Annotated in this window: 27 protein-coding genes and 1 pseudogene; 17 read left to right on the top strand and 11 right to left on the bottom strand. The window is 66.0% G+C overall.

Features of this window, described 5'->3' with window-relative positions; translation table 11 throughout:
- Positions 1–231: pseudogene (locus ACOHWE_RS13565) on the bottom strand (Re/Si-specific NAD(P)(+) transhydrogenase subunit alpha); the annotation flags it as partial.
- Positions 232–470: 239 nt separating this feature from the next.
- Between ACOHWE_RS13565 and cofG the strand changes: the two are divergent.
- The 8 genes from cofG (at position 471) to ACOHWE_RS13525 (ending at position 7,843) form a co-directional block, all read left to right on the top strand.
- Positions 471–1,613 (top strand): 7,8-didemethyl-8-hydroxy-5-deazariboflavin synthase CofG, encoded by a 1,143-nt coding sequence (cofG, locus tag ACOHWE_RS13560; protein ID WP_420667110.1) that lies wholly within the window; start codon positions 471–473, stop codon positions 1,611–1,613.
- A complete protein-coding gene (gene cofH, locus ACOHWE_RS13555; RefSeq protein WP_420667108.1) occupies positions 1,610–2,884 on the top strand; it encodes a 5-amino-6-(D-ribitylamino)uracil--L-tyrosine 4-hydroxyphenyl transferase CofH in 1,275 nt (424 codons plus the stop codon). Before cofG ends, cofH begins: the two co-directional genes overlap by 4 nt.
- On the top strand, positions 2,881–3,846 hold the full coding sequence (cofD, locus tag ACOHWE_RS13550; RefSeq protein ID WP_420667106.1) for a 2-phospho-L-lactate transferase: 966 nt from the start codon (positions 2,881–2,883) through the stop codon (positions 3,844–3,846). Before cofH ends, cofD begins: the two co-directional genes overlap by 4 nt.
- Positions 3,843–4,514 (top strand): 2-phospho-L-lactate guanylyltransferase, encoded by a 672-nt coding sequence (gene cofC / locus ACOHWE_RS13545; RefSeq protein WP_420667104.1) that lies wholly within the window; start codon positions 3,843–3,845, stop codon positions 4,512–4,514. Before cofD ends, cofC begins: the two co-directional genes overlap by 4 nt.
- Entirely contained in the window at positions 4,511–5,284 is a 774-nt protein-coding gene (gene cofE / locus ACOHWE_RS13540) for a coenzyme F420-0:L-glutamate ligase (RefSeq protein WP_420667102.1), read from the top strand. Before cofC ends, cofE begins: the two co-directional genes overlap by 4 nt.
- Entirely contained in the window at positions 5,281–5,949 is a 669-nt protein-coding gene (npdG, locus tag ACOHWE_RS13535) for an NADPH-dependent F420 reductase (RefSeq protein WP_420667100.1), read from the top strand. The genes cofE and npdG overlap by 4 nt, the downstream gene beginning before the upstream one ends.
- A 25-nt stretch (positions 5,950–5,974) precedes the next feature.
- Positions 5,975–6,976 (top strand): TIGR03842 family LLM class F420-dependent oxidoreductase, encoded by a 1,002-nt coding sequence (locus ACOHWE_RS13530; RefSeq protein ID WP_420667098.1) that lies wholly within the window; start codon positions 5,975–5,977, stop codon positions 6,974–6,976.
- A 234-nt stretch (positions 6,977–7,210) separates the two neighbouring features.
- Positions 7,211–7,843: a TetR family transcriptional regulator C-terminal domain-containing protein gene (locus ACOHWE_RS13525; RefSeq protein WP_420667097.1), complete on the top strand. Its 633-nt coding sequence runs from the start codon at positions 7,211–7,213 to the stop codon at positions 7,841–7,843.
- A 21-nt stretch (positions 7,844–7,864) separates the two neighbouring features.
- Here the strand turns inward: ACOHWE_RS13525 and ACOHWE_RS13520 are convergent, their stop codons facing one another.
- A complete protein-coding gene (locus tag ACOHWE_RS13520) occupies positions 7,865–8,329 on the bottom strand; it encodes an Lrp/AsnC family transcriptional regulator (protein ID WP_420667096.1) in 465 nt (154 codons plus the stop codon).
- A 166-nt stretch (positions 8,330–8,495) separates the two neighbouring features.
- On the opposite strand from ACOHWE_RS13520, the gene ACOHWE_RS13515 reads away from it, so the two are divergent.
- The 4 genes from ACOHWE_RS13515 to lpdA are packed head-to-tail and all read left to right on the top strand — an operon-like array spanning position 8,496 to position 13,409.
- On the top strand, positions 8,496–9,731 hold the full coding sequence (locus tag ACOHWE_RS13515; protein ID WP_420667095.1) for a 3-methyl-2-oxobutanoate dehydrogenase (2-methylpropanoyl-transferring) subunit alpha: 1,236 nt from the start codon (positions 8,496–8,498) through the stop codon (positions 9,729–9,731).
- Positions 9,732–9,733: 2 nt separating this feature from the next.
- Positions 9,734–10,747, top strand: a complete 1,014-nt coding sequence (locus tag ACOHWE_RS13510; RefSeq protein ID WP_420667093.1) for an alpha-ketoacid dehydrogenase subunit beta — start codon at positions 9,734–9,736, stop codon at positions 10,745–10,747.
- Positions 10,748–10,751: 4 nt separating this feature from the next.
- Positions 10,752–12,050 (top strand): dihydrolipoamide acetyltransferase family protein, encoded by a 1,299-nt coding sequence (locus tag ACOHWE_RS13505; protein ID WP_420667092.1) that lies wholly within the window; start codon positions 10,752–10,754, stop codon positions 12,048–12,050.
- Positions 12,051–13,409, top strand: a complete 1,359-nt coding sequence (gene lpdA / locus ACOHWE_RS13500) for a dihydrolipoyl dehydrogenase (protein ID WP_420667091.1) — start codon at positions 12,051–12,053, stop codon at positions 13,407–13,409.
- A 42-nt stretch (positions 13,410–13,451) separates the two neighbouring features.
- Here lpdA and ACOHWE_RS13495 read toward each other — a convergent pair whose 3' ends face one another.
- Both ACOHWE_RS13495 and ACOHWE_RS13490 read right to left on the bottom strand, forming a co-directional pair.
- Positions 13,452–14,903 (bottom strand): sensor histidine kinase, encoded by a 1,452-nt coding sequence (locus ACOHWE_RS13495; RefSeq protein WP_420667090.1) that lies wholly within the window; start codon positions 14,901–14,903, stop codon positions 13,452–13,454.
- Entirely contained in the window at positions 14,900–15,637 is a 738-nt protein-coding gene (locus ACOHWE_RS13490; RefSeq protein ID WP_420667088.1) for a response regulator transcription factor, read from the bottom strand. Before ACOHWE_RS13490 ends, ACOHWE_RS13495 begins: the two co-directional genes overlap by 4 nt.
- Before the next feature lie 214 nt (positions 15,638–15,851).
- Between ACOHWE_RS13490 and ACOHWE_RS13485 the strand changes: the two genes are divergently transcribed.
- The 5 genes from ACOHWE_RS13485 (at position 15,852) to ACOHWE_RS13465 (ending at position 20,976) form a co-directional block, all read left to right on the top strand.
- Positions 15,852–17,096, top strand: a complete 1,245-nt coding sequence (locus ACOHWE_RS13485) for an ABC transporter substrate-binding protein (protein ID WP_420667086.1) — start codon at positions 15,852–15,854, stop codon at positions 17,094–17,096.
- Between the two features lie 62 nt (positions 17,097–17,158).
- Positions 17,159–18,031, top strand: coding sequence for a carbohydrate ABC transporter permease (locus ACOHWE_RS13480; RefSeq protein WP_420667085.1), 873 nt, complete (start codon positions 17,159–17,161; stop codon positions 18,029–18,031).
- A complete protein-coding gene (locus ACOHWE_RS13475) occupies positions 18,024–18,920 on the top strand; it encodes a carbohydrate ABC transporter permease (RefSeq protein WP_420667083.1) in 897 nt (298 codons plus the stop codon). The genes ACOHWE_RS13480 and ACOHWE_RS13475 overlap by 8 nt, the downstream gene beginning before the upstream one ends.
- A gap of 5 nt (positions 18,921–18,925) precedes the next feature.
- The gene (locus tag ACOHWE_RS13470) at positions 18,926–20,023 is read left to right on the top strand and encodes an ABC transporter ATP-binding protein (protein ID WP_420667082.1); all 1,098 of its coding nucleotides are present in this window, start codon (positions 18,926–18,928) and stop codon (positions 20,021–20,023) included.
- Complete coding sequence (locus ACOHWE_RS13465) at positions 20,023–20,976, top strand: glucokinase (protein ID WP_420667081.1); 954 nt, start codon at positions 20,023–20,025, stop codon at positions 20,974–20,976. The genes ACOHWE_RS13470 and ACOHWE_RS13465 overlap by 1 nt, the downstream gene beginning before the upstream one ends.
- Positions 20,977–21,064: 88 nt before the next feature.
- On the opposite strand, the gene ACOHWE_RS13460 is transcribed toward ACOHWE_RS13465, so the two are convergent.
- The 7 genes from ACOHWE_RS13460 to ACOHWE_RS13430 form a co-directional block, all read right to left on the bottom strand.
- Positions 21,065–21,646, bottom strand: a complete 582-nt coding sequence (locus ACOHWE_RS13460; RefSeq protein WP_420667079.1) for an exopolysaccharide biosynthesis protein — start codon at positions 21,644–21,646, stop codon at positions 21,065–21,067.
- 3 nt (positions 21,647–21,649) lie between these two features.
- Positions 21,650–22,171 carry an MgtC/SapB family protein gene (locus ACOHWE_RS13455; protein WP_420667078.1) on the bottom strand — a complete coding sequence of 174 codons (522 nt, stop codon included), beginning with the start codon at positions 22,169–22,171 and terminating at the stop codon, positions 21,650–21,652.
- Positions 22,172–22,301: 130 nt separating this feature from the next.
- Positions 22,302–22,991: an ABC transporter ATP-binding protein gene (locus ACOHWE_RS13450; protein WP_420667077.1), complete on the bottom strand. Its 690-nt coding sequence runs from the start codon at positions 22,989–22,991 to the stop codon at positions 22,302–22,304.
- Positions 22,988–23,743 (bottom strand): ABC transporter ATP-binding protein, encoded by a 756-nt coding sequence (locus tag ACOHWE_RS13445; protein ID WP_420667076.1) that lies wholly within the window; start codon positions 23,741–23,743, stop codon positions 22,988–22,990. Before ACOHWE_RS13445 ends, ACOHWE_RS13450 begins: the two co-directional genes overlap by 4 nt.
- Entirely contained in the window at positions 23,736–24,719 is a 984-nt protein-coding gene (locus tag ACOHWE_RS13440) for a branched-chain amino acid ABC transporter permease (protein WP_420667074.1), read from the bottom strand. The genes ACOHWE_RS13445 and ACOHWE_RS13440 overlap by 8 nt, the downstream gene beginning before the upstream one ends.
- Position 24,720: 1 nt before the next feature.
- Positions 24,721–25,641, bottom strand: coding sequence for a branched-chain amino acid ABC transporter permease (locus tag ACOHWE_RS13435; RefSeq protein ID WP_420667073.1), 921 nt, complete (start codon positions 25,639–25,641; stop codon positions 24,721–24,723).
- Positions 25,642–25,704: 63 nt separating this feature from the next.
- Positions 25,705–26,841 carry an ABC transporter substrate-binding protein gene (locus ACOHWE_RS13430; protein ID WP_420667072.1) on the bottom strand — a complete coding sequence of 379 codons (1,137 nt, stop codon included), beginning with the start codon at positions 26,839–26,841 and terminating at the stop codon, positions 25,705–25,707.
- Between the last annotated feature and the right edge of the window lie 23 nt (positions 26,842–26,864).

The following is a 26,864-nucleotide window of genomic DNA, read 5'->3' as shown; positions in this document are numbered from 1 at the left end:
CGGCACCCGCACCTTGGCGATGATATCGGCGCTCTTCCACAGCGCCGCGGCGGTCTTGACGATCTCCACGCCCGCGGCCTCATAGGCGGCATCGGAAAACCCCGCCCCCGCCCCGGCGCCGCTCTCGATCGCGCAGGAATACCCCAGCTTCTGCAGCTGCCGCGCCGAATCCGGCGTCATCGCAACGCGCGCCTCTCCAGCCGCCAGTTCACGTGGCGTTCCAATAAGCACTCTGATGTCCTCCCTTTGCGCTGGCACGCCCGGATGACCGGGATGCCGCGATTGAGGGAAAGTATTCGAGCGTTTTACTTAGTAGTCAATAATTTTTGCAGACTACATTTTTTTTCCAATAAAAACAGAATTATAAAAGAAGGCATCCCACTCTTTTGGAACTTTTTTTGATCTACAGCTAAAAAAATATTTGACAGAAGAGGCCCTCCTCCACAGTCTGCTGGCACAGGGAGGACACTATGAACACCCAATCGCTCAGCACAGGCGCCGCCTGGGCGGAGACCGGTGATTTGCGCGCCCTGATGCAGCGCGCCGCCGCCATCCGCGACGCCCAGTGGGGCCGCACGGTCACCTATTCGCGCAAGGCATTCGTGCCCTTGACCAACATGTGCCGCGACACCTGCGGCTACTGCACCTTCGTCAAGCATCCGGATTCGCCGGAGGCCAACATCATGACTCCGGAGCAGGTGCTCGCGGTGGCGCAAAAAGGCGAGCGCGAGGGCTGCAAGGAGCTGCTGTTCAGCCTCGGCGAGAAACCCGAGCTGCGTTATGAAAAGGCCCGCAAAGGATTGGAACAGCTCGGCTATTCCCGGCTCACCGATTATCTGCGCGACATGTGCGAGCTGGTTCTGAGCGAGACAGCGCTCCTGCCGCATGTGAACGCGGGCACCCTCACTGACGACGAGATCGACGTGCTGCGGCCGGTTTCCGCCTCGATGGGGATGATGCTGGAAACCGTGAGCCGCCGCCTCACCCGGAAGGGCCAGCCGCACTATGCCTGCCCCGACAAGGTGCCCGTGCAGAGGCTGCGGACGCTGGAGCGCGCAGGCCAGAAGCAAGTGCCTTTCACCACCGGCCTCTTGATCGGCATCGGCGAGAGCTTTGCTGAGCGGATCGAGGCGCTGCATGCGATCAACGACGCCCACGCCCGTTACGGCCACATCCAGGAAGTGATCATCCAGAACTTCCAGCGCAAGCCGGATATCGCCATGGCCAACCACCCGGAACCGGCGCTTGAAGACATGCTGCGCACCATCGCGGCCGCGCGCATCATCCTGGCGCCGGAGATCAGCCTGCAGGCGCCGCCGAACCTCAGCGCCCGCCACATCGCCTACCTGGAAGCGGGCATAAACGACTGGGGCGGCATTTCGCCCGTGACCATCGACTTCATCAACCCGCAGCACGAATGGCCGGAGATCCGGGCGCTGGCACGCTCCTGCACCGGGGCCGGCTTCGCGCTGCGCGAGCGGCTCACCGTCTACCCCCGCTACCTGACCGGGGACAGCGGCTTCATCAACCCCGGCGTGCTGGCCCGTGCGGCCGGCATGGCTCAGGAAAACGGGCTCGCCCGCGATCAGCGCCACATCGGAGAGACAGCATGACCCTTCAGCAACCTGCCGAGAATTTCGCCACGGTCCCGGCTGCCGTCACCGCCGCCTCCGCTCCGGTACGGGCGATCCTCGAGATGGCGCTGGAGGGCGGCGAGGTCTCCGAGGCAGAGGGCGTAGAGCTGTTCCGCGCGACCGGCACGGACGCCGAGGCGGTCTATGCCGTGGCCGACGAGCTGCGCCGCCGTGCCAATGGCGACCGGGTGACCTTCGTGGTGAACCGCAACATCAACTTCACCAACATCTGCTACATGGGCTGCCGCTTCTGCGGCTTTGCCAAGCGCAGCGAGGACAAGGACGCCGAGTGGCTGGAGCCGGAACAGATCGTCGAGCGCGCGCAGCAGGCCTGGGACCGCGGCGCCACCGAGGTCTGCATCCAGGGCGGGCTGCACCCGAAGATGGAAGGCACCTACTACCGGGACATCGTGCGCGCCATCAAGGCGGCGCTGCCGGACATGCACATCCATGCCTTTTCGCCCTTTGAGATCTGGTACGGCGCGTCCAAGACCAAGATGTCATATCACGACTTCCTGGCGGACCTGAAGGAAGCGGGCCTCGGCTCGATGCCCGGCACCGCGGCGGAGATCCTCGATACCGAAGTGCGGATGCAGCTCACCAAGAACAAGCTGAGCGCCGAGAAATGGGTGGAGATCATCCGCGCCGCGCATGAGGTCGGCATCCCGACGACCGCCACCATCATGTACGGCCATATCGACGCGCCCGAGCATTGGGCCGCCCACATCCGCCTCTTGCGCGACATTCAGAAGGACACCGGCGGCTTTACCGAGCTGGTGCCGCTGTCCTTCGTGCACACGGAATCGCCCTTGTGGTCGCTGAACCCGGACAAGGTGCGCCCCGGCCCGACCGCGCTGGAGGTGGACCTGATGCACGCGGTTGCGCGCATCATGCTGCATGGCTGGATCGACAATATCCAGGTGAGCTGGACCAAGCTGGGCGCGGCGCGCGCGCAGGAGATGCTGTCGCGCGGCGTCAACGACCTCGGCGGCACGCTGATGAACGAAAGCATCTCCCGCGCGGCCGGATCGGCCCACGGGCAGGAGATCACCGCGCGCGAGCTGGCCGAGATCATCCGCGCCGCGGGCCGCGTGCCGGCACGGCGCAACACGATCTATGAAATCCGCGACATCTATGACGATCACGACCCGGAGGAACTGGCGCCGCTGGTCGACCGTCAGGGCCGCAACCCGCTGGAATTTCTGCAGATGTTCCCGGAACGCGGCACCACGCTGGAGGCGGCGGAATGAGCGCGCAGAAGCACAGGGTCACCCTGCTGGCGGGCGGCGTCGGCGGTGCCAAGATGGCCGAGGGCCTTGCCGCACTGCCGGACGTGGAGCTGTCGATCATCGGCAACGTGGCGGATGACGATGAGTTCCACGGCCTCTGGGTCTCCCCGGATATCGACACGCTGACCTACAGCCTCGCCGACGTGATCGACCGCAACCAAGGCTGGGGCGTGGCAGACGAGGGCCACCGGGCGCTCGCGACGCTGAACAAGCTGGGCGCGGACACCTGGATGTCGCTCGGCGACCGCGACTTCGGCCTGCACATCCATCGCACCATGCGGCGGCTGCGCGGCGAACGCCCCAGCGTGATTGCCCGCGACGTGGCCCGCGCCTTCGGGGTAGAGGCAGAGATCCTGCTGCCGACGGATGACCGGGTGCAGACCCGGGTGCGCACGGATGCGGGCTGGCTGAGCTTCCAGGAGTATTTCGTGCGCGAACGCTGCGCGCCGGAGGTCCGCGAGCTGGCCTTTGACGGCATTGAGCATGCCCGCCCCGCGCCTGAGGCGCTGGAGGCCATCGCCGGGGCGGACCTGATTGTGATCGCGCCTTCCAACCCGCTGGTCAGCATCGCGCCGCTGCTGGAGACACCCGGCATCCGGAACGCGGTGCGCGCGGCACCCGCTACCAAGGTCGCGGTCAGCCCCTTCATCGCGGGCAAGGTGGTTAAGGGACCGGCCGACCGGATGATGGCTGCGCTTGGGCTGCGGGCGGATGCCGCGGGCGTGGCGGAACGCTATGCAGGTCTCGCGCAGACTTTGGTGATCGACCATCAGGATGAGGGCTTCTGCGATGAGATCCGCGCCCATGGCATGGCGCCGGTCTGCGCCGATATCCTGATGAAGGACAAGGCTGACAAGGCCCGGCTGGCGCGCAAGGTGGCTGACCTGTGCCTCGCACCCGCAGCGGCGGAGGCGGTGGCATGAGCGCCGCATCGCCGGCAGGCAAGAGGCTGGTGGTTATCCCGATGAAGGACCCTTCGCGCGCCAAGACCCGGCTGGGCACCGCGCTGGATGCCAACGCGCGCGCGGCGCTCGCGCTGGCGCTGTTTAACGCCACGGTCACCCACTTGCGCGCCGCACTGGACCTCCTGCCCGAGGGCCAAGTGGAGATCGCCGTTGTCACTTCCAGCCCGCTGATTAGCCGGCTCGTCCAGGCCATGGGTCTACAGCTGATTGCCGAGACCCCGGCGGAGACTGGTGCCGACGGACTCTCAGCAGCGCTCGAAACCGCCGCCGGCTGGGCCGCCGCGCGGGGCTATGCAGCACTTTGCATCCTCCCGGGCGATCTGGCAGCGCCGGAGCCTGCCGACCTCGCCCGCCTGCTGAGCCATGACCTCAGCGGCGGACAGGCGGTGCTCTGCCCGGCGTCGGACCTCGGCACCAATGCGCTTCTGGTGCCGCTGCCCTGCCCGTTCCGCTTCCGCTACGGGGTGAAATCCGCCGTCGCCCACCGCCAGGCCGCCGAGGCCGCGGGGCTGTGCCCGGTGATGCTGCCGCTCGACAGCCTGCGCGCCGATGTGGACACGGTCGAGGACCTCGGCCACCTGCTGGCGCAGCAGCCGCAGATGCTGATGCGGGAGGGCGCGCGATGAGCCTCTCCGTCACCCTCACCGCCGTGCCCGGCGTGCCGGATGTCAAAAATGGCGACGATCTTGCCGCGATCCTGGGCGATTGCCTGGAGACCTCGGGCCTCGGGCTTCAGGACGGCGATATCCTGTGCGTTGCGCAGAAGGTCTTCTCCAAGGCCGAGGACTGCATCATCCCGCTCGCTTCCGTCACGCCGTCGGAAGAGGCACTGAAATACGCAGAAGAGCTGAACAAGGACCCCCGCAAGGTCGAGATTGTCCTGCGCGAAAGCACCCGCGTGGTGCGCGCCTTCCGCCGCCCGGACCAGAACGAGGGCACGATGATCTGCGAGCACCGGCTCGGCTTCATCTCGGCCAACGCGGCGGTGGACGAGTCGAACTTCGGCGAGGAAGACGCCGCCATGGTGCTGCCGCCCGACCCGGATGCAAGCTGCGCCCGGCTGCGGGAAGCCCTCGCCGCGCGCTTCGGCGTGCGGGTCGGCGTGGTGATGACCGACACCTTCGGCCGCCCCTGGCGGCTGGGCCAGGTCAACGTCGCCATCGGCCTGAGCAAAGTGCCCGCCACCATCAAGGAACAAGGCAACGTGGACGCCTGGGGCCGCCCGCTGCAGGTAACCGAACCAGCGCTCGCGGACGAGATCGCCGCCGCCTCGGGCCTGGTGGTGCGCAAGAACGGGAAAACACCGGCGGTGCTGCTGCGCGGGCTCGACTGGGAGCCGGCCGACAGCCGCGGCGCCGACATACTGAGAAAAAAACAGGAGGACATGTTCCGATGACAATCGCGATCATTGGCGGCACCGGGCCGCAAGGACAGGGGCTGGCATTGCGCTTTGCCCGCGCGGGCATCCCCGTCGCACTGGGCTCGCGCGATGGCGGGCGCAGCGCAGGCATCGCCGCCGAGCTGATGGCGAAACTGCCGGAAGGCGCGGCCGAGATCACCGGCGTCGACAACGAAACCGCCACCGCCGCGGCCGACGAGATGGTGATCCTCGCGGTACCGTTCTCGGCCCATAACGCCACGCTGGAGGCGCTGAAGCCGGCCCTCGCGGGCAAGATCCTGGTCGATATCGTGGTGCCGCTGAAAGAGGGCGACCCCAAGAAGGTGGACATGCCGCCCGAAGGCTCCGCCACCGAGGCCGCGCAGGCGCTGCTGGGCGACGAGATCCCGGTGATCGGCGCGCTGCACAATGTGTCGGCTACCACGCTCAACAACCTCGACTGGCCGATCAACTGCGACATCCTGATCTGCGGCAACAGCCTGCCCGCCCGCAAGAAGGTGATCGAGCTGGTCCGCGCGCTGGACGTCGAGGCCTACAACGCCGGCGACGCCGAGGCCGCCCGCTGCATCGAGGCGATCACCCCGATCCTGATCCGCCAGAACATTTCCAAGGCGGTGCCCTTCACCCATGCGGGCATCCGCATCTGGGCCCCCGACCACTAAGATTCCAACAGGGAGAGAACGACAAATGGAATTTGGTATTTGCTTCAAGGGCTTCGTTGAGCCCGAACGCGCCCGCGCACTGGTCCGCCAGGCGGAAAACGCAGGCTTCACCTACTGCTGGTTCTACGACAGCCACATCCTGTGGCGCGAAAGCTTCGTCGCCATGGCGATGTGCATGGAACACACAAAGAAGATGCGCTTCGGCCCGCTGGTGACCAACCCGAACTCGCGCGAGTGGTCGGTGGCGGCCTCGCTGTTCGGCTCGCTGGCAAAACAGTCCGGCGGCCGCTTCGACATCGGCCTCGGCCGCGGCGACAGTGCCGTGCGTGTGATGGGCAAGAAGCCCTCCACCATCAAACGGATGGAAGAGTTCACGCACGTGGTGAAGTCGCTGATCCGCGGTGAGGAAGTGCAGTACGGCGAATGCCCCGAGCCGGTGAAATTCCCCTGGGCCCAAGGCTACGAGCTGCCGGTCTGGATCGGCGCCTACGGTCCCAAGGCGCTGGCCTCGGCCGGCAAGGTCGGCGACGGTGTGGTGCTGCAGATCGCCGAGCCCAAGATCATCAAATGGCTGGCGGATCAGGCCAAGGCCGGCGGTGAAGCCGAAGGCCGCGACATGTCGAACTACCGCGTCATGGCGGCCGCTCCGGCGCATACCGGCCCGATCGAGGAAGGCATCGAGAAAACCAAATGGTTCCCCGCCATGGTCGGCAACCACGTCGCTGACATCGTGGAGAAATACGGCACCGACGGTGATCACGTGCCGACCAGCCTGACCGACTATATCAAGAACCGCAAAGGCTACGACTACTCCAAGCACGGCCAGAGCGATAACCCCTACCTGGACTTCATCACCGAGGACATCGTCAAGAGCTTCTGTGTGCTGGGCACCCCCGACGAGCATATCGCCAAGATCCGCGATCTCGAAGCGGCCGGCACCACCCAGTTCAACATCTATCTCGACAGCGGCGACGAAGAAAAGATCATCGCCGACTACGCCGAGAAGGTCATTCCGGCCTTCCGCTAAGGCAGACCGGGCGCACGCCCGGCAGCACCCATCGCGCTGTCCGTGCCGGTCTCCCCGCGGACAGCGCCTCTTTGGCGGGCGGCTCCGGCTGCCCGCTCCTTTCCCGGGCGCAGCACGCCCGCCAAGCATCGAATTTCAACCGGCCTGCGCTCTTGCGGCCGCTGGCACCGGGCTTTGACTTGTGCCAAGAGGGCGCCAGATAGGCATCATTATAAGCAACTGGCGGATTTTTAAATGGCGCGCATGGCAGCTGAGAAGCCGAAGACCCGGATTCAGCGGAAAAAGACAGAACAGATTCTTTCCGCTGCGCTGGAGGTCTTTGCCCAGCACGGCTCGTCCGGCGCATCAATCAACCTGATCGCCAAGACCGCGGGACTGACCACGCCCAACCTGCTTTACTATTTCGAAAGCAAGGACGCGATCCGCCGCGAGCTGATGTCGCGCACCCTGCAGCTGTGGATGGCGCCCCTGAACATGCTGAGTCCGCATGGCGACCCGATCGACGAAATCTGCCAGTACATCCGCCGCAAGCTGGAAATCTCGCGTAACTTTCCGAAAGAAAGCAAGTTTTTCGCCAACGAGGTGCTGAGCGGCCTGCCGCATTCGAGGAGCGAGATCTTCGGCCCGCTGAAGGAGCTGTTCAACGGCAAGATCCTGGTGCTGGAGGACTGGATGCGCGAAGGCCGGATTGCCACGGTTGACGCGCATCACCTGCTGTTTTCGATCTGGGCGACGACCCAGCACTACGCCGATTTCGACGTCCAGATCGAAGAGATCGCCCCCGGCAAGGCCGCCGACCGCTACGCCGAGGCGGAGCTGTTCCTGCTGGAGATGTACAAGAAACTGCTGACGGTGAAGCCGGACTGACCCGGCCCTGCGCGCCTCCTCTCAGGGTATCCGCGCACGGTCGATGAACTTGCGCAGCGCAAAGCGCGAGCGCACGGCGCGGATGCCGGAGATCCGCAGGAGCTTGGTCTGCAGGAAGGTCTCGAACTCTTCGAGGCTCTCCACCACGATCTCCAAGAGGAAATCCTGCGCCCCGGTCATCAGCGTGCCGGTCACCACCTCTTCGAAACGGGCGATCTTCTTCTGGAAGCTGGCGATTTCCTCGGCATCCTGACGCTCCAGTTCCACCGAAACAAAGGCGGTGATGCCGAACCCCGCCGCCTTGCGGTCGATGCGCGCGATGTAGCCCGCGATCAGCCCGCTTTCCTCCAGCCGCTGCAGCCGCCGTTTGCAGGGCGTTTGCGACAGGCCGACGCGCGCCGCCAGCTGCACCAGCGGTATCCGCCCATCCTCGCGCAGCGCGCGAAGTATCTCACGGTCGATTGCATCCGTAGCGAAAACCACCACAAAATCCGCCTTATTGGGTCAATTCCATATGCCAGTCGCGCAGGTACCCGCATCTTCGTGATTTTTCAACCACGCGAGTTAGCTATGCTGGTAGCATCCGCACCACCCCGCGCAGGCGGTGATTTCCCGCGCGCGGGGCAGGCTGCCCCGGAACAAGAGGTTTTGCATGAGTGATGACTTCCCGCCGCTATCGCTGAACGTGCCGGAACCGGGCTGCCGCCCGGGCGACACGCCGGATTTCTCCGATTTCGAGATCCCGCGCGCCGGTGCCGTCAAACGCCCGCCCGTTGATGCCGACCCCGACACCATCCGCGATATGGCGTTTTCCATCGTGCGGGTGCTGAACAAGGACGGCGAAGCGGTGGGCGACTGGGCCGGTGCGCTGAGCGCGGACGAGCTGCGCGAAGGGCTGCGCCACATGATGACCCTGCGCACCTTCGATGCCCGGATGCTGAACGCGCAGCGCCAGGGCAAGACCAGCTTCTACATGCAGCACCTGGGCGAAGAAGCCGTCTCCTGCGCATTCTCCCGCGCGCTTAGGCCGGGCGACATGAACTTCCCGACCTACCGCCAAGCCGGGCTGCTGATCGCGGGCGGCTATCCGATGCTGACCATGATGAACCAGATTTATTCCAACGCCGAGGATCCGCTGCACGGGCGGCAAATGCCGATCATGTATTCCTCGAAGGAGCACGGATTCTTCTCGATATCCGGCAACCTCGGCACCCAGTTCGTGCAGTCGGTCGGCTGGTCCATGGCCTCGGCAATCTCAGGCGATACGAAGATCGCGGCGGGCTGGATCGGCGACGGCTCCACAGCGGAAAGCGACTTCCATGCCGCCATGGTCTTTGCCTCGACCTACAAGGCGCCGGTGGTTTTGAACATCGTCAACAACCAGTGGGCAATCTCCACTTTCCAGGGCATTGCCCGCGGCGGCGTCGGCACCTTCGCCGCGCGCGGCCACGGCTTCGGCATCGCTTCGATCCGGGTGGACGGCAATGACTACCTCGCGGTGCATGCGGTGGCGAAATGGGCGAGCGAGCGGGCCCGGCGCGGCTTTGGCCCGACCCTGATCGAGCATGTCACCTACCGCGCGGGCGGGCATTCCACCAGCGACGACCCCTCCGCCTACCGTTCCGCGCGCGAGGCCGCGGCCTGGCCGCTGGGCGATCCAATCGAACGGCTCAAGAAGCACCTCGTCGCCATCGGCGAGTGGAGCGAAGACCGCCACAAGCAGGCCGAGGCGGAGATCCTGGACGAAGTCATCGCCACCCAGAAGCAGGCTGAGGCCATCGGCACTCTGGGCGGCGGCAAGACCCCAAGCCCGCGCGACATGTTCGAAGGCGTCTATGAAACCATGCCGCCGCATCTGATCCGGCAGCGTCAGGAAGCAGGGTACTGAAGATGGCCAGAATGACCATGATCGAAGCCATTCGCGAGGCCCATGACGTGGCCATGGCGGCGGATGAGCGCGTCGTCGTTTTCGGCGAGGATGCGGGCTTTTTCGGCGGCGTGTTCCGCTGCACCGCCGGATTGCAGCGGAAATACGGCAAGTCGCGCTGCTTCGATACGCCGATCAACGAGTCCGGTATCGTCGGCACCGCCATCGGCATGGCCGCCTACGGGCTGAAGCCGGTGATCGAGATCCAGTTCGCCGATTACGTCTATCCTGCCTATGACCAGATCGTCTCGGAAGCGGCGCGGCTGCGGCACCGCTCCAACGCCGATTTCACCTGCCCGCTGGTGATCCGCATGCCCACCGGCGGCGGCATTTTTGGCGGCCAGACCCACAGCCAGAGCCCGGAAGCGCTGTTCACGCATGTTTCAGGGCTGAAGGTGGCGATGCCCTCGAACCCGCGCGACGCCAAGGGGCTGCTGCTGGCCGCCATCGAAGACCCGGATCCGGTGATCTTCCTGGAGCCGAAGCGGCTTTATAATGGCCCCTTCGACGGCTACCACGACCGCCCGGTCACCAGCTGGAAGTCGCACCCCAAGGGCGAGGTGCCGGAGGGCGCCGAGACCGTGCCGCTGGGCAAGGCCAGCATCACCCGCGAAGGCGCGGACGTCACGGTTCTGGCTTACGGCACGATGGTCTATGTGGCGGAGGCCGCGGCAGAGGCCACAGGCGTCGATGCCGAGGTCATCGACCTGCGCACTTTGCTGCCGCTCGATCTGGAAACGATCACCGCGTCGGTTGAAAAGACGGGCCGCTGCGTGATCGTGCATGAGGCAACGCGCACCTCCGGGTTCGGGGCCGAACTGATGAGCCTGGTCCAGGAGAACTGCTTCTACCACCTGGAGGCACCAATCATCCGCGTCACAGGCTGGGACACGCCCTATCCGCACGCGCAGGAGTGGGAATATTTCCCCGGCCCCGCCCGGGTCGGCGAAGCATTGAAGAAAGTGATGGAGGGCTAACCGGATGGGTGTGTTTGCCATGCGCCTTCCCGATGTGGGGGAAGGCATCGCCGAGGCTGAGCTGACCGAGTGGCACGTCAAGCCCGGCGACATTGTGCGCGAGGACGATGTCCTGGCGGCGGTGATGACCGACAAGGCCGCGGTCGAGGTGCCCTCTGCAGTCTCCGGCAAGGTTCTGGAACTGGGCGGCGAGATCGGCCAGATGATGGCGATCGGCTCGGTGCTGATCCGGATCGAGGTCGAGGGCGAGGGCAATGAGGCATCCGGACCGGCCGCTGACGCGGCCAAACCCAGTGCCCCGGCGCCGCAGCCCGCTCCGGAAATTGATACGGATGCAGACACGGGGGAGACGGAAACCCCGGAACCGGCGCCCGCTCCGGCACCCGCTCCGGCCGCAAAAAAGCCGGGGCACCGCCTGCCGCGGCCCGAAGGCAGCAAGCCTCTGGCGTCGCCGTCGGTGCGGGCCCGGGCGCGTTCCGAAGGGGTCGATCTGCGCCATGTGCCCGGCACCGGGCCGGGCGGGCGCATCAGCCACGAGGATCTCGACAACTGGATTGCCTCCGGCGGCATCAAGCAGGGCAGCGTGACCCGCGGCCGCAACACAGGCATCGAAGAAATCCGCGTTGTCGGCATGCGCCGCAAAATCGCCGAAAAGATGGCCCTGTCGAAACGGCAGATCCCGCATATCACCATCGTCGAGGAAGTGGAGATGGGCGCGCTCGAAGACCTGCGCGCCGCGCTCAACAAGAAGCACGAAGGCAGCCGCCCCAAACTGACCCTCCTGCCGTTCCTGATGCGCGCCATCGTCGAGGCAGTGCGCGAGCAGCCCGGCCTGAACGCGCGCTTCGATGACGAGGAAGGTGTAATTCACCGCCACGGCGGCGTTCATATCGGGGTCGCCACACAGACGCCGCAGGGGCTCAACGTGCCAGTGCTGCACCATGCGGAGGCCAATAGCCTTTGGGACAACGCAGGCGAGCTTGCGCGTCTGGCTGAGGCCGCCCGCGACGGCTCGATCAAGCGCGAGGAGCTGACCGGAGGCACCATCACCATCACCTCGCTTGGCCCGCTCGGCGCCATTGCCACCACGCCGATCATCAACCACCCCGAAGTGGCCATCGTCGGCGTCAACAAGATGCAGATCCGCCCGGTCTGGGACGGCCAGCAATTCCGGCCGCGCAAGATGATGAACATCTCCTGCTCCTTCGATCACCGGGTGATCGATGGCTGGGACGCGGCGGTCTTTGTGCAGAAACTGAAATCCCTGCTGGAAAGTCCGGCCATGCTGTTTGTCGAGGGCTGAATGACTGATCTGAAGTGCAAATTGCTGATCATCGGCGCGGGACCCGGCGGCTACGTCTGCGCCATCCGCGCCGGCCAGCTTGGCGTCGACACCATCGTGGTGGACGAGGCCAACCCCGGCGGCACCTGTTTGAACGTGGGCTGCATTCCGTCCAAGGCGCTGATCCATGCCGCGGATGAGTTCCACAAGATGACCCACGCGGCCGAAGGCCCGCTGGGGATCACCGCGGGCACGCCCGAGATTGACCTCAGCCGCACCATGGCCTGGAAGGACGGCATCGTGAAGCGTCTGACCGGCGGCGTGACCGGGCTGATGCGCAAGGCGGGCGTGCGCGTGGTCGAGGGCCGCGCGCGCTTCCTCGACGGCAAGACCGTAGCGGTGAAACGCGGCGAGGAAACCACCCAGATCCGGGCCGAGCGCATCGTGATCGCCTCCGGCTCCGCGCCGGTTGCACTGCCATCCCTGCCTTTCGGCGGCGATATCCTGTCCTCCACCGAGGCGCTGGCGCTGCAGGCGGTGCCCGAGAGCCTCGCCGTGGTAGGCGCGGGTTACATCGGGCTGGAGCTGGGCATCGCCTTCGCCAAATTGGGTTCAAAGGTCACAGTGGTAGAGCTCGAGGACCGCATCCTGCCGCTCTATGATGCGGCGCTGACCCGGCCGGTCGCCAAGCGGCTGGAGGCGCTCGGGATCACTGTGCTGACCGGCACCAAGGCCGAAGGCCATGCGGACGGCGAACTGACGACCAGCCAGGGCAGAGTCCCGGCTGCCAAGGTGCTGGTCACCGCCGGGCGCCGCCCGCGTACGGCAGGCATCGGCGTGGACGAACTGGCGCTGACCTTGAATGGCCCTTACATCCGCGTCGACAAGACCTGCCAGACCTCGATGCGCGGTATCTACGCGATCGGCGATGTCACCGGCGAGCCGATGCTGGCGCACCGGGCCATGGCCCAAGGGGAGATGGTGGCTGAACACGCCGCGGGTCATGCGGTGGAATGGGACAAGCGCGCAATCCCCGCGGTCTGCTTCACCGACCCCGAGATCGTCACCTGCGGCGCCCTGCCCGGCGAGATCGAGGGCACCCGCAGCACCGAGTTCCCGCTAGCAGCCAACGGCCGCGCCATGACAATGGAGCGCGAGGACGGATTCCTGCGCGTGGTCTGGCGCGAAAGCGATCACGCGGTGCTGGGCGTGCAGGCGGTGGGCTCCGGCGTCTCCGAGCTGTCGGCGGCGTTCTCGCTTGCCCTCGAGATGGGCGCCTGCCTCGAAGACCTCGGCGCGACGATCCACGCCCACCCGACCCAGTCGGAAGCGTTGCAGGAGGCCTGCCTGCGCGCGCTTGGCCACGCGCTGCACATCTGAGCCGTCGTGCGGGCGGCCGCCGCGCCGCCCGCGTCTCAGGCCTCAGCCGCGCTGGATCGTGAGCCTTGCGGACACGCCGGTTGCGGTATCCTCGAAACTCAGCGTGCCGCCGTGCAGGTTGGCGATGGTGGCCACGATGGTAAGCCCCAGCCCGTAGCCGTCCACCGTTGTCGTGTTGCGGCCGCGGCGGAAGGGGGCAAGCAGCGCCTCGATGTCCTTGGCCGAGCTGCCGGTGCCTTCGTCCTCGACAAGGATGGCGGCGGTGGTGGCATCGGCCTCCAGCGCCACGGTGGCGCGGCGGCCGTATTTCAGCGCATTGTCGATCAGGTTGGTGATCGCCCGCTGCAAGGCAACAGGGCGGCCCGTCACGGTGATTTGGCGCGCGCCCGTGATCACCCCCTGGCCCCGGCGCGACATGAAGACTGAACGCGCGCCGGGCACGACGACCGGCTTCTGCGGCCGGAAGGTCACATCGGCGCCGACGTCCTGGTAGTCCGCCACGATGGCGTCGACCAGCGCATCCAATGACAGCTTGCGCGGCTCCTCCGCCCCCATCTCGGCGCGGGTGTAGGTGAGCACGCTTTCGATGATGCCGGTCATGCTGTCGATGTCGGCCTCCAGCTTGCTGCGCAGCGCGTCGTCGGGGATCAGCGCCGCGCGCAGGCGCAGCCGGGTGGCGGGTGTGCCGAGATCGTGGCTCACCCCCGACAGCACCGCGGCGCGGCCCTCCAGCTGGGCGCGTTCGGTCTCAAGGTAGCTGTTCACCGCGGCGACGATCTCCTGCAGCTCGCGCGGGCCGGAGATGGCATAACTTTCCGGCCCGCCGACCCGGCGCCGGTCGCGCAGCTGCGCGGCAAAGCGGGAGAAATCCGCCGACAGGTCCAGAGCCGCACTCACCAGCGCCGCCAGCGCGATGACGGCCAGAAGCACCGCCAGCAGCCGCCGGTCCGGCGGTGCCGCTTCGCAGCCCCATATGCCCTGCGCCTCGATCCGCACCCAGGCGGCGGCGCCGGTTTGCGCCACCACGAAGGGAACGCTGCAATAGGAGGCCAGCAGGCGGCTCACCTGGCCAGTGATTTCCGCCGCACTCTGGCTGCCGCGGCCGGGCAGGCGGGAGAGCGGGTAGAGGAGGTCGGGCGACAATACCGCAAAGGTAAGCGGCGCGCTGCCGCGGCGGGTCAGCCCGTCTGCCGAGACCGGAATGATGGTGAGCCGCGCCCCCGGCGGCGCGCCGCTGATCTGCCGGAACGCCCCGGCGTCTGCCGCCGCCCGGTCCTTGGGTGAAAGCGGGTGCAGGGTGATGCCCGGGGGCGGCGGCGTGTTGTTTTGCAGCGCGTGGTGCAGCGACAGCCCGGCAGCATAGGCCGCGTCCTGATGCGCCCGCCAGCCATAGGCCGAGGCGGCCCAGAGCCAGGCCGCGCAGATGCCCGCCAGAAAGGCCGCACCGATGAACAGCAGGCCAGAGGCGCGCAGGCTGCGCAGGGGCCCGCTCACCCCTCCTCCGCCGTCACGTCGATGGCAAAGACATAACCAACGCCGCGGTCGGTTTTGAGGATCTGCGGATCCTTCGGGTTCGCCTCGATCTTGGAGCGCAGGCGGCCAACCAGCACGTCGATGGCGCGGCCGCTGGTTTCTGCCGCATGGCCGCCTTCGCCGGTCACATCCAGCGCCGCGGCGATTTCCTCGCGGGTGAGCGGGATAAGCGGGTTCGCGAGCAGCACCTGCAGCAGCGCGGTCTCCCGCCGCGACAACGCCACCTGAACGCCTGCGGGCGACAGCACCTCGCCGCGCTTGGCATCGTAACTCCAGCCGGCGAAACGGAAGGTGCGGGTGTCGCGCCGATGCGCCAGCGAGGACGACCGCCGCGCCCGCGACAGGACCGCCTTGATCCGCGCGAGCAAGAGCTGCGGGTTGAACGGCTTGGCGATGTAATCGTCGGCGCCGACCTCGTAGCCCTCCATCCGCTGATGATCCGCCGACAGCGCCGACACCATGATGATCGGCACATTCTGTTCGCCCCGGAGCCGCTTGCAGATCTCCAGCCCGTTCTCGTCGCCCAGCATCACGTCGAGCAGTATGAGGTCCACACGGCCGCCCTGGATGTGGCTGCGCACCTCGGCCTCGCTCGCCGCAGGCAACGCGGCAGCGCCGTTCTGGCGCAGGAACTGGGTCATCATCTGGCGCACATCCGGGTCATCATCGACCACCAGAATCCGGGGAATCGCCACGCGGGATCTCCTTGCACATATGGCCGCCTCCGGCGCCAGATTTGCAGCAGCGCGTGGCGGAATCGAGGGGTTTGTAACAAGCTGTAACAGGGAGCCCGGGAAATTGCATGAGCGCAGCGAAAACGCGGCATGACGGGATTGCATGGCTGCCGCGCGATCCGCAAGATCGCCCCACGACATCCGCAGAAGCGGTGATCAAGGGAGGAAATTAACCATGAAGACGATCGTATCGGGCGCCATTTCGAGCCTCGCCCTCATTGCGGCCACCGCCGCTTATGCCGGGCCGGAGGCCGAGGTGCTGCATTACTGGACCTCGGGCGGCGAGGCGAAATCGGTTGCGGTGCTGCAGAAGGAATTCGCCGACAAGGGCGGCACCTGGACCGACATGCCTGTGGCCGGCGGCGGCGGCGATGCGGCGATGACCGCGCTGCGCGCCAGGGTGCTGGCGGGCAACGCGCCGACCGCGGTGCAGCTCAAGGGTCCGGCCATCCAGGAATGGTACGAAGAGGGCGTTCTGGCCGACATCTCCGAAGTCGCCGAAGCCAACAACTGGGAGCAAGTTCTGCCGGATTCGATCGCCGCGCACATGAAATGCGACGGAACCTGGTGCGCCGCGCCGGTGAACGTTCACCGCGTGGACTGGATCTGGGCCAACGCCGACCTGCTCGAGGCCAACGGCATCGAAATGCCCGCCACCTGGGACGAGTTCAACGCCGCTGCCGACAAGCTGCAGGCCGCCGGGGTGATCCCGCTGGCGCATGGCGGCCAGGCCTGGCAGGACGCCACCGTCTTCGAGGCGGTTGCGCTTGGCATCCTGGGGCCGGAGGGCTTCCGCAAAGCGTTCGTCGAGCTGGACACCGAAACCCTGACCTCGCCCGAGATGGTCGCGGTCTTCGACCAGATGCGCAAGATGCGCGGCTATGTGGATGACAACTTCTCCGGCCGCGACTGGAACCTGGCAACCGCCATGGTGATGAACGGCGAAGCCGCCTTCCAGATCATGGGCGACTGGGCCAAGGGTGAATTCGCCGCTGCGGGCAAGGTCCCGGGCGAGGATTTCCTCTGTGCTTCCACCCCCGGCGAAGGCTTCCTCTACAACGTCGACAGCTTCGCGATGTTCGACGTCGAGGGCGAGGACAAGAAAGCAGGCCAGGCGCTCCTGGCCGAGCTGGTCGTGGGCGAAAACTTCCAGAAGACGTTCAACCTCAACAAGGGCTCGATCCCGGCCCGCACCGACACCCCGCTGGATGACTTCGACGACTGTGCCAAACTGTCGGCCTCCGACATGGCGGAAAGTTCTGAGAGCGGCAGCCTGCTGCCGAGCTACGCCCACGGCATGGCCTTGCGCGGCGCTCAGGCCGGCGCGATCACCGATGTGGTGACGGCACATTTCAACTCTGACATGTCCTCGCAAGAGGCCGTGCAGATGCTGGCCGACGCTATCGCCAACAGCATGTAAACCAAAAGACCCCTGCCCCGCCGGCACCCGGCGGGGCTCGGGCGTACCTGGGGAATAATCCAATGACCAAGTGGCTTGAAGAAAACATGCCAAAATTGGTTCTGGCGCCCTCGCTCATCGCAGTTCTGGTCTTCGTCTACGGCTTCATCGCCTGGACCGCCTGGGTCTCGCTGACCCGGTCGCGCCTGCTGCCGAAATACGAGCTTGAGGGCTTCATCCAATATGAACGCCTGTTTGCATCGCCGCGCTGGGACACTGCTTTTGGCAACCTGTTCATCTTCGGCGCGCTGTTCATCGTGATCGCGATGGTGCTGGGGCTGGTGCTGGCGGTGCTGCTGGACCAGAACATCCGCACCGAAGGCGCGATCCGCACCATCTACCTTTATCCCATGGCGCTGTCGCTGATTGTGACCGGCACCGCGTGGAAGTGGATCCTGAACCCCGGCCTGGGGCTGGAGGCGATGGTGCGGGGCTGGGGCTTTGAAAGCTTCACTTTCGACTGGCTGATCGATCCCGACATGGCGATCTACACTATCGTGATTGCCGCGGTCTGGCAGAGCTCGGGCTTTGTCATGGCGCTGTTCCTCGCAGGGCTTCGCTCGGTCGATCAGGAGATCATCAAGGCCGCGCAGGTCGACGGCATCCCCACCTGGCGGGTCTATACCGCGATCATCCTGCCCTCGATGGCACCGATCTTCCTCTCCGCCTTCATCGTGCTGTCGCACCTAGCGATCAAGAGCTTCGACCTGGTCATCGCGCTGACCGGCGGCGGCCCCGGCTATGCCACCGACCTGCCCGCGACCTACATGTATGCAATGGCGTTCTCGCGCGGGGACATCGGCCAGGCGGCCAGCTCGGCGATGGTCATGATGATGGTCGTCTTCGCCATCGTCATCCCCTACCTCTACTCGGAATTGAGGTCCAAAGATGGCTGATATCTCGCTGACCACCCCCGCCGCTGCGGAAAGCGGCAAAAGCCGGATCGCCCTGCGCTGGCTGCTCTACGTGATCCTCGGCCTGTTCGCGCTGTTCTACCTGATGCCGCTCTTCGTGATGCTCACCACTTCACTGAAGAGCCTTGAGGAGATCCGCACCAGCGACCTCATCTCGCTGCCGCGCGAGGTTACCTTCGACGCCTGGCGCACCGCCTGGTCCAGTGCCTGCACCGGCATCCAGTGCGAGGGCGTGCGGCCCTACTTCTGGAACTCGGTGATGATCGCGATACCGGCGGTGGCGATCTCCACCCTGGTGGGCGCGCTCAACGGCTACGTGATCGCGCAGTGGCGCTTCCCCGGCGCGGGCATCTTTTTTGCCATGCTGCTGTTCGGCTGCTTCATCCCGTTCCAGGTGGTGCTGCTGCCGATGGCGCGGGTGCTCGGGCTGATGGGCATCGCGGGCACCATCCCAGGGCTGATCTTCGTCCACGTGATCTACGGGCTGGGCTTCACGACGCTGTTCTTCCGCAACTACTACGTCTCGATCCCGGCCGATCTCACCAATGCGGCCAAGGTCGATGGCGCGGGCTTCTTCCGGATCTTCTGGTCGATCTTCCTGCCGCTGTCGATCCCGATCATCGTGGTCACCGTGATCTGGCAGTTCACCCAGATTTGGAACGACTTCCTGTTCGGGGTCTCCTTCAGCCAGTCGGGCACCCAGCCCGTCACCGTGGCGCTCAATAACATCGTGAACTCGACCACCGGCGTCAAGGAATACAACGTCGACATGGCCGCCGCGATCATCGCCGCCCTGCCGACCCTCCTTGTCTATGTGGTGGCGGGAAAATACTTCATCCGCGGTCTGACCGCCGGGTCTGTGAAAGGATAAGTCAAATGGCTCCGGTATTGGAAATCAGCAACCTTTACAAAAGCTACGGCAAGGCCGAGATCCTGAAGGACATCAACGTGGCGATCGAGCAGGGCGACTTCCTCGTCCTGGTCGGCCCCTCGGGCTGCGGCAAGTCAACCCTCCTGAACTGCATCGCTGGTCTGGAGGACATCAGCGGCGGCTCGATCCGCATCGGCGGCCGGGACATGACCAACGTCACCCCCAAGGACCGCGACATCGCGATGGTGTTCCAGTCCTACGCCCTCTACCCCACGATGAGCGTCGCCCGCAACATTACCTTCGGTATGCAGGTGCGGGGCGTCGCCAAGGCGGAGCAGGAAAATAAGCTGGCCTATGTCGCGCAGCAGCTGCAGATCGAGCAGCTTCTGAACCGCAAGCCTGGCCAGCTCTCGGGCGGGCAGCGGCAGCGGGTGGCGATGGGCCGGGCGCTGGTGCGCGATCCCAAGCTGTTCCTGTTCGACGAGCCGCTCTCCAACCTCGACGCGAAGCTCAGAGTGGAGATGCGCACCGAGATCAAGGCGCTGCACCAGCGGCTGGGCGCGTCGATGGTCTATGTCACCCATGACCAGATCGAGGCGATGACGCTGGCGACCAAGATCGTGGTGATGAAGGGCGGCGTGATCCAGCAGATCGGCACCCCGGCGGAGATCTACAACCGACCAGCGAACCTGTTTGTAGCCGACTTCATGGGCAGCCCGGCGATGAACCTGATCCCGGCCAAGACCCGCAATGTCGGCGGCGAGACCCAGATCGAGATCGCCCGCGAGGGCGGCGCGCCGATCCTCCTGACCGATGCCAACAACCGCAACCTGCCCGAGGACGTGATCTTCGGCGTGCGGCCCGAGGACATCGCCGATGCCGCCTTCCGCGGCAGCGCCACCACCCAGGAAGCCGAATGCGTGATCGACATCGTCGAGCCCGCGGGCGCTGACACCTACGCGGTGATGAACCTCGGCGGCAAGCATGTGACCGCGCGGCTTCATGCAGAGACCACCGCCGCGGCCGGCGCGCCGCAGCGGCTGAGCTTCGATCTCGGCAAGGTGTCCTACTTCGCGCCGGACACCGGGTTGCGGCTGAACTGATGGCCTCACCCGCATCTGAAAAGGCCCCGCTGCGCCTGGTCGCGGATGCGGGCGGCAGCAACACCCGCCTGGCGCTAGGCCGGGCGGGGCAGCTGCTCGACGGCAGCGCCCAGAGTTTTCCCAACGCCGACTGGCCTGCTCTTGAAGCACTGATGGAGCGCTACCTTGCGGACCAGGGCTCGCCCAACCTGGAGGAAATGGTGGTCGCGGTGGCAGGCCCGGTAGACGGCAACACGGCCCGGCTCACCAACCGCAACTGGCAGGTTGAAACCTCGGCTCTCGCTGCGCGCTTCGGCTGTGCGCGGGTGCATCTGCTCAACGACCTTTCCGCGCTCGGCTATGCGGTGCCGTCACTGGCGCCTTCTCAGCTCAGCGAAATCCGGCCCGGCAGCGGCGCAACCCAGCCGCAGCTCGCGCAATCGCTGGTGGCGGGTATCGGCACCGGATTCAATGTGAGCCCGGTGCTCGCCACCAACGGCCGCGTCACATGCCCGGCCGCAGAGGCGGGGCATGCGGGGCTGCCGCTCAGCATTGCCGAGGCACTGCGCGCCGACGGACTCGATCCTACGGAATTTCCGACGGTGGAAACGCTGTTCTCCGGCCGCGGCTTCACGGCCTACTGCCGGCAGCGCACGGGTGATGCAGCGCTTGAAGGCAGTGCGGCCATTGCCGCTTATGGCGCTGAGGGGCGCGAGGGCGTAAGTGCCGCGGTGGAGCGCTATTCGACGCTCATTGGCCTGCTGCTGCGCGACCTGTCGCTCTATTACATGTGCGGTGCGGGAATTTACATGGCGGGCAGCGTCGCGCGGGCCGTGCTCAGCACAGCGCCCGGCCCTTGCGTAACCGTGTTGGAGACCCCCGCCCGCATCGGAAAGACCGCCGAGACCCCGGTTTGGACCATCGAGGACGACCGTGCGGCGCTCCTCGGCTGCGCAGGCTTTGCCTTCGGCTGAGGCAGGCAGCGGCGCGCGCGGCTCCTCTGCAAGCGGGGCGCCCGCCGGCGCCGATTCCGCGCCCTTAGCAGCCGTGCAAGCGTCCCGGTCAGAGCGTGCGCAGCACCAGCGCGGCAATCCCGGTATAGGGCAGCAATGCCAGCAGGAAGAACAGCCCGTCGCGGGTGAACATCGCAAATGCCAGGAGCGCCACCCCGCTCGCCACGATGGAGGCGGAGAAGGGGATGAACTCCAGGAACGGCATCGTCAGCCCCGAGACAAGGCAAATCACCTGCGGGATATAGATCAGCGGACGGTGAAACAGACCCGTCATCCGGTGATGCGTGTGCCGGTCGAGCCAGCGAAGGAAGGGTTCCACTTTGGAGAGTGTCTTTTCTACCGAACGGCCCTTCACCTTCTGCCGCGACAGTTTCCGCGGCAGCCGCACTTCCCGATAACTCAGCAGCATCTCCAGCGAGATCAGCGCGATCACCAGCCCGCAGACCGCCGATAGGCCGGGAATGCCGGAGAGCGGGGTGGCCGCGGTCAGCGCCACGATCAGCAACAGGGTCTGGTGACTGCGCCGACCTAACGCCTGCACCAGATCGTCAATGGAAACCTCGCCGTTGCCGCTGACTGAGCGGATCTGGCCGGCGACGTCGCCAAGGGAGCGGATGGAAGGGTTCTGCATGGATCAGCCTTCGCTCTTGTCTTCGGCGTCGGCTTCGTGGCCCGGCGTATAGGTGCCCGCGGCTTTCTCGCCTAGCTTGATGACACGGATGATCACGAGGGCCAGCACGGTGGTCGTAGTGGCGAGGAACCAGAGACCCAGCCCGCAGGCCAGTCCGATCGCTGCGGCAAGCCACATGCTGGCGCCGGTCGTCAGGCCGCGCACCTGCCCCTTGGTGTAGATGATAAGCCCGGCCGCGAGAAAGGCGACGCCCTGGGTCACCGCCTCGACCACGCGGATCGGGTCGGCGCGGACCTGGTCGCTGCGCTCGGAAACGCCCTCCAGCAGATGCAGCATCACCAAGCAGTAGACGCACGACGCCATGCCGGTGAGCATATGGGTTCTAAGGCCTGCCGGACGGCGGTCCACCTCGCGCTCGAAGCCGATGAGGCCGGTAAACAGCAGTGCCCCGAGGAGGCGGAGCAACACCGCCTGCCAAGGCAGGCCGTAGGAAAAGGCGATTTCTTTGGCGAGGATATCAATCATACTGAAACGCCGCGCGGCCGGCTGGGGATTGTTGAACCGTTTATGAGTTCAAAACGCCTGCCAATGCGCGAAAGTTCCTCTCCCCGCCGCCCCCGCGGCAGGACCGCGGGGGAAGACTCAGGCACTCAGGTCATACGCCGAGGTAGTGGTCGGTGAGCTCCGGAGTCAGCGCATCAATGCCGCCAGTCCAGACACTCTGGCCCTTGTTGAGGATCACCGCGCGGTCGGCCACGGCGGCAAGTTCCTTGAGCGTCTTGTCGACCACCAGGATCGCGAGGCCGGTTTCCCGCTTCAGCCGGCCAATAGCGGCCCAGATCTCCTGCCGCACCACCGGGGCCAGCCCTTCGGTCGCCTCATCCAGGATCAGCAAGCGCGGATTGGTCATCAGGGCGCGGCCGATCGCCAGCATCTGCTGCTCCCCGCCCGAGAGCGACTGCGCCTGCTGGCTGCGGCGCTCGCCCAGCCGCGGGAAAAGCTGCGACACCTTGGCCAGATCCCACTCGCCGGGGCGGGCGGCAGCGATCAGGTTCTCCTCCACCGTCAGCGCCGGGAAGCAGCGGCGGCCTTCGGGCACCAGCCCCACCCCCAGCCGCGCGATCCGGTGCGAGGGCAGCGCGCGCAGGTTCTGCCCGTCGAACCGCAGCTCCCCGCCCGAGGCCGGCAGCATGCCGCAGATGGTCTTGATGGTGGTGGTCTTGCCCATGCCGTTGCGCCCCATCAGCGCGACGACCTCGCCTTCGCCGACGCTCAGATCGACACCGAACAGGGCCTGCGAGGCGCCGTAGGAGGCCTCGACCGATGTGAGGGACAACAGGCTCATGCGGCGTCCTCCTCTCCCAGATAGGCGCGGCGCACCTCGGCATGGCCGCGGATTTCATCGGCGGTGCCGGTGGCGATGATCTCGCCGTAGACCAGCACGCTGATGCGGTCGGCCAGCGCGAAGACCGCGTCCATGTCGTGTTCGACCAACAGGATCGGCGCCTCGTGGCGCAGCCCGTCAAGGAAGCCCGTGAGCGCCTTCGACCCGCTGGCGCCGAGGCCCGCCATCGGCTCGTCCATCAGGAACAGCTTGGGCTTGAGCGTCAGCGCCACCGCGACCTCAAGCTGGCGGCGCTGGCCGTGCGACAGGTCGGCGGTGCGGCAGCTGGCTTCATCGGCCAGCCCGACCCGCTCCAAAGCTTCGCGGGCCGGGGCCACCAGTGCCTCGTCTTTCATCACGTTCTTGAACAGGCGGAAGGCCCGGCCGCTGGCGCCAAGCGCCCCCAGCACCGCGTTCTGCAGCACCGTGAACTCCATCGCCAGCGCGGAGATCTGGAACGTCCGCCCCAGCCCCAGCCGCGCCCGCGCCACGGTGTCGAGCGGGGTGACGTCCCGGCCCAGCACTTCGATCCGGCCGCTGTCGGGGCTGAGGCCGCCGGCGATCTGCGCAATCAGCGTCGACTTGCCCGCGCCATTGGGCCCGATCAGCGCGTGGATCTCCCCGGGGCGCAGATCGAGCGATACGTCCTTGCTTGCAGTGAGCGCGCCGAAGCTCTTGTTCAGCTTCTCGACCTTCAGGACAGGATCAGTCATGCGCCACCTCCCGCCCGGCGAGGGCGCCGATCAGCCCGCCGCGGGCAAAGAGCACGATCAAAAGTAGCAGCAGGCCCAGGAAGATCTGCCAGTAGTCGCTGATGCCGCCCAGCATGTGCTCCAGCAGGATGTAGAGCGCCGCCCCCGCCACCGGACCATAAAGCCGGCCGACACCGCCGAGGATCACGAAGATCATGATCTCACCGCTGGTGTGCCAGCTGAGCATGGTGGGGCTGACAAAGCGGTTCAGATCGGCAAAAAGCGCGCCGGCCAGCCCGGTCATCGCGCCCGAGATCACGAAGGCGGTCAGCCGCAGGTGGAAGGGCGTGAGCCCCACGGTCATCACCCGCTGCTCGCTCTGCCGCGCGGCGGTGAGCGCCAGTCCGAAAGGTGAGCGGGCCAGCCGTGCGGCAAACCACAACGCAAGACACAGGATCACATAGGCGATGCCGAAAAACTGGATTGGGTCCAGCGTGTTCAGGCCGGGAAACTCATTCCGGACCCAAATCGACAACCCGTCCTCGCCGCCGTATTGCGACCAGCTGATCGCGAAATAGTAAAGCATCTGCCCGAAGGCGAGGGTGATCATGATGAAATAGACACCCGAGGTGCGCAGGGACAGCGCCCCGATCACCAGCGCCGCCAGCGCGCTCGCCACGGTGGCGACCAGCCAGATCACCGGCATCTGGTTGGTGCCCTCGAACAGGAACGGCCACTGCATCAATGGCTCGTAGTTCTGCGCATGGGCGGCCAGAATGCCCATTGCATAGCCGCCGATCCCGAAGAAGGCGGCATGGCCCAGGCTGATCAGCCCGCCAAGCCCCAGCGCGATGTTGAGCCCGACGCCCGCCAACGCCAGGATCGCCACCTTGGTGGCCAGAGTGATGATGAAGGGCTCCTCCGCCATCCAGGCCAAGAGCGGCACCGCCAGGAGGCCAAGCGCCAGCGCAGCATTGAAAATCCGTTCGCGGCCCATCTTATGCAGCCCCCCCGTAAAGCCCCGAGGGCCGCACCAGCAAAACCGCCGCCATCAGGATGTAGATCAGCATCGACGCCAGCGACGCGCCGACCGAGGTCGCGCTCGCAGGTTCCATGAACAGGCCGAAGAACTGCGGCAGGAACACCTTGCCCAGCGTGTCGGTGAGGCCGACCAGCAGCGCGCCCGCCAAGGCGCCCTTGATCGAGCCGATGCCGCCGATCACGATCACCACGAAGGCAAGGATCAGCACCGGCTCGCCCATGCCCACCTGCACCGACTGGATCGCGCCCACCAGCGCGCCCGCGAGTCCCGCAAGTGCTGCGCCAAGCGCAAAGACCAGAGTGTAAAGCTTGGAGATATCGACGCCGAGCGCGGCAATCATCTCACGGTCGGCTTCGCCCGCGCGGATCTGGATGCCGATGCGGGTGCGCGCGATCAGCCAGAACAGCCCCGCCGCCACCACCAGCCCGATGCCGATGATCGCCAGCCGGTAAAGCGGATAGGCGATGCCGCCCGGCAGGGTCACCGGTCCCGACAGGTAGTCCGGCACATCCAGGAACAGCGGGAAGGAGCCGAAGATCCAGCGGGTGCCCTCGGAGAAAATCAGGATCAGCGCAAAGGTCGCCAGAACCTGGTCAAGGTGGTCGCGGGCGTACAGCCTGCGGATCACCACAAGCTCCACCAGCGCGCCCGCCGCGGCCGCCGCGGCAAGGCTCGCCACAAGCGCCAGCAGGAACGAGCCGGTCAGCCCCGCCACCAGTGCCGCAGCGAAGGCGCCCACCATATACAGCGCGCCATGCGCCAGGTTGATCAGCCCCATCACCCCGAACACGAGGGTCAGACCCGCGGCCATGAGGAACAGCATGACCCCGAATTGCAGACCGTTCAGGATCTGCTCCAGTATGAGAATTATGGACATGGGAAGGTTCCGTGCAGGCAGGGCCGCGGCCGCAGGCGGGGCGGCCCTGCCGGTCAGGTCAGGTTACATCTTGCACTCGGCCGCGTAGGCGTCGGCGTGGTCTTCAAGCCCGGTGGCGATGATCTTGTTGGTATAGACGTCGCCCTCCTTGATCACCTCGCGGACATAAATGTCCTGGATCGGGTGGTGGTTGTTGCCGAACTTGAAATCGCCGCGGACCGAGTCGAACTCCGCAGCCTTCAGCGCCGCGCGGAATGCATCCGCATCGGACGGGTCCGCCTTGTCGAGCGCGCTGAGGATCAGGTTTGCGGTGTCAAAGCCCTGGCTCGCGTAGAGCGACGGCAGGCGGCCGTACTTCTCCTGGAAGGATTTGACAAAGGCGGCGTTGGCCTCATTGTCGATGTCCTTGCTCCACTGGGAGGTGTTTTTCACCCCCAGCGCGGCCTCACCCACCGCCTGCAGGATGCCCTGGTCAAAGCTGAAGGCCGGACCCACTACCGGCAGGCCGACGCCGCTGTCGGCATATTGCTTGAGGAAGGAAATCCCCATGCCGCCAGGCAGGAAGAAGTAGACCGAGTCGGCGCCCGACGCGCGGATCTGTGCGATTTCCGCGGCGTAGTCGGTTTGGCCCAGCTTGGTGTAGACCTCGCCCGCCAGCTCGCCCTCGTACATCCGCTTGTAGCCGGTGAGCGCGTCCTTCCCGGCCGGGTAGTTCGGCGCCAGGATGAAGCTGTTCTTCAGGCCCGCGTCATTGGCGTAGGCGCCCGCGGCCTCGTGCAGGTTGTCGTTCTGCCAGGCAACGTTGAAGTAGTTCGGGTGGCAGCGCGCACCGGCCAGCGCCGAGGGGCCTGCGTTGGGCGACAGGTAAAACACGCCCTGCGCGGTGGCGGCAGGCACCACGGCCATCGCCAGGTTCGACCAGATGATACCGGTCATGATGTCGACTTTTTCCGACTGAATCATCCGGTCTGCGAGCTGCACCGCGGTTTCCGGCTTGCGCTGGTCATCCTCGATCACCAGCTCGATGCCCTCGCGGCCGTCCTGTTCCATCGCCAGAAGGAACCCGTCCCGCACATCCACACCCAGCCCGGCGCCACCGCCGGACAGGGTGGTGATCATACCGATCTTGGTCTCCGCCGCGCCGGCGCCTGCCAGCGCCGCCATTCCGGCAGCAAGCGCCATTGTCCTGAAGTTCTTCATTTTTACCGTCTCCCTGAACTGTT

The organism is Cribrihabitans neustonicus, assembly GCF_048820895.1.
Lineage (GTDB): Bacteria > Pseudomonadota > Alphaproteobacteria > Rhodobacterales > Rhodobacteraceae > Cribrihabitans_A > Cribrihabitans_A neustonicus.
Note: the sequence above shows the minus strand (reverse complement) of the source record. Positions and strands in the feature narration are given on the sequence as shown.

Bases quoted from the DNA above. Each gene is read 5' to 3' on its own strand.
- cofG (WP_420667110.1), top strand. From the start codon at position 471: ATGAACACCCAATCGCTCAGCACAGGCGCCGCCTGGGCGGAGACCGGT.
- cofH (WP_420667108.1), top strand. From the start codon at position 1,610: ATGACCCTTCAGCAACCTGCCGAGAATTTCGCCACGGTCCCGGCTGCC.
- cofD (WP_420667106.1), top strand. From the start codon at position 2,881: ATGAGCGCGCAGAAGCACAGGGTCACCCTGCTGGCGGGCGGCGTCGGC.
- cofC (WP_420667104.1), top strand. From the start codon at position 3,843: ATGAGCGCCGCATCGCCGGCAGGCAAGAGGCTGGTGGTTATCCCGATG.
- cofE (WP_420667102.1), top strand. From the start codon at position 4,511: ATGAGCCTCTCCGTCACCCTCACCGCCGTGCCCGGCGTGCCGGATGTC.
- npdG (WP_420667100.1), top strand. From the start codon at position 5,281: ATGACAATCGCGATCATTGGCGGCACCGGGCCGCAAGGACAGGGGCTG.
- ACOHWE_RS13530 (WP_420667098.1), top strand. From the start codon at position 5,975: ATGGAATTTGGTATTTGCTTCAAGGGCTTCGTTGAGCCCGAACGCGCC.
- ACOHWE_RS13525 (WP_420667097.1), top strand. From the start codon at position 7,211: ATGGCGCGCATGGCAGCTGAGAAGCCGAAGACCCGGATTCAGCGGAAA.
- ACOHWE_RS13515 (WP_420667095.1), top strand. From the start codon at position 8,496: ATGAGTGATGACTTCCCGCCGCTATCGCTGAACGTGCCGGAACCGGGC.
- ACOHWE_RS13510 (WP_420667093.1), top strand. From the start codon at position 9,734: ATGGCCAGAATGACCATGATCGAAGCCATTCGCGAGGCCCATGACGTG.
- ACOHWE_RS13505 (WP_420667092.1), top strand. From the start codon at position 10,752: ATGGGTGTGTTTGCCATGCGCCTTCCCGATGTGGGGGAAGGCATCGCC.
- lpdA (WP_420667091.1), top strand. From the start codon at position 12,051: ATGACTGATCTGAAGTGCAAATTGCTGATCATCGGCGCGGGACCCGGC.
- ACOHWE_RS13485 (WP_420667086.1), top strand. From the start codon at position 15,852: ATGAAGACGATCGTATCGGGCGCCATTTCGAGCCTCGCCCTCATTGCG.
- ACOHWE_RS13480 (WP_420667085.1), top strand. From the start codon at position 17,159: ATGACCAAGTGGCTTGAAGAAAACATGCCAAAATTGGTTCTGGCGCCC.
- ACOHWE_RS13475 (WP_420667083.1), top strand. From the start codon at position 18,024: ATGGCTGATATCTCGCTGACCACCCCCGCCGCTGCGGAAAGCGGCAAA.
- ACOHWE_RS13470 (WP_420667082.1), top strand. From the start codon at position 18,926: ATGGCTCCGGTATTGGAAATCAGCAACCTTTACAAAAGCTACGGCAAG.
- ACOHWE_RS13465 (WP_420667081.1), top strand. From the start codon at position 20,023: ATGGCCTCACCCGCATCTGAAAAGGCCCCGCTGCGCCTGGTCGCGGAT.
- ACOHWE_RS13460 (WP_420667079.1), bottom strand. From the start codon at position 21,646: ATGCAGAACCCTTCCATCCGCTCCCTTGGCGACGTCGCCGGCCAGATC.
- ACOHWE_RS13455 (WP_420667078.1), bottom strand. From the start codon at position 22,171: ATGATTGATATCCTCGCCAAAGAAATCGCCTTTTCCTACGGCCTGCCT.
- ACOHWE_RS13450 (WP_420667077.1), bottom strand. From the start codon at position 22,991: ATGAGCCTGTTGTCCCTCACATCGGTCGAGGCCTCCTACGGCGCCTCG.
- ACOHWE_RS13445 (WP_420667076.1), bottom strand. From the start codon at position 23,743: ATGACTGATCCTGTCCTGAAGGTCGAGAAGCTGAACAAGAGCTTCGGC.
- ACOHWE_RS13440 (WP_420667074.1), bottom strand. From the start codon at position 24,719: ATGGGCCGCGAACGGATTTTCAATGCTGCGCTGGCGCTTGGCCTCCTG.
- ACOHWE_RS13435 (WP_420667073.1), bottom strand. From the start codon at position 25,641: ATGTCCATAATTCTCATACTGGAGCAGATCCTGAACGGTCTGCAATTC.
- ACOHWE_RS13430 (WP_420667072.1), bottom strand. From the start codon at position 26,841: ATGAAGAACTTCAGGACAATGGCGCTTGCTGCCGGAATGGCGGCGCTG.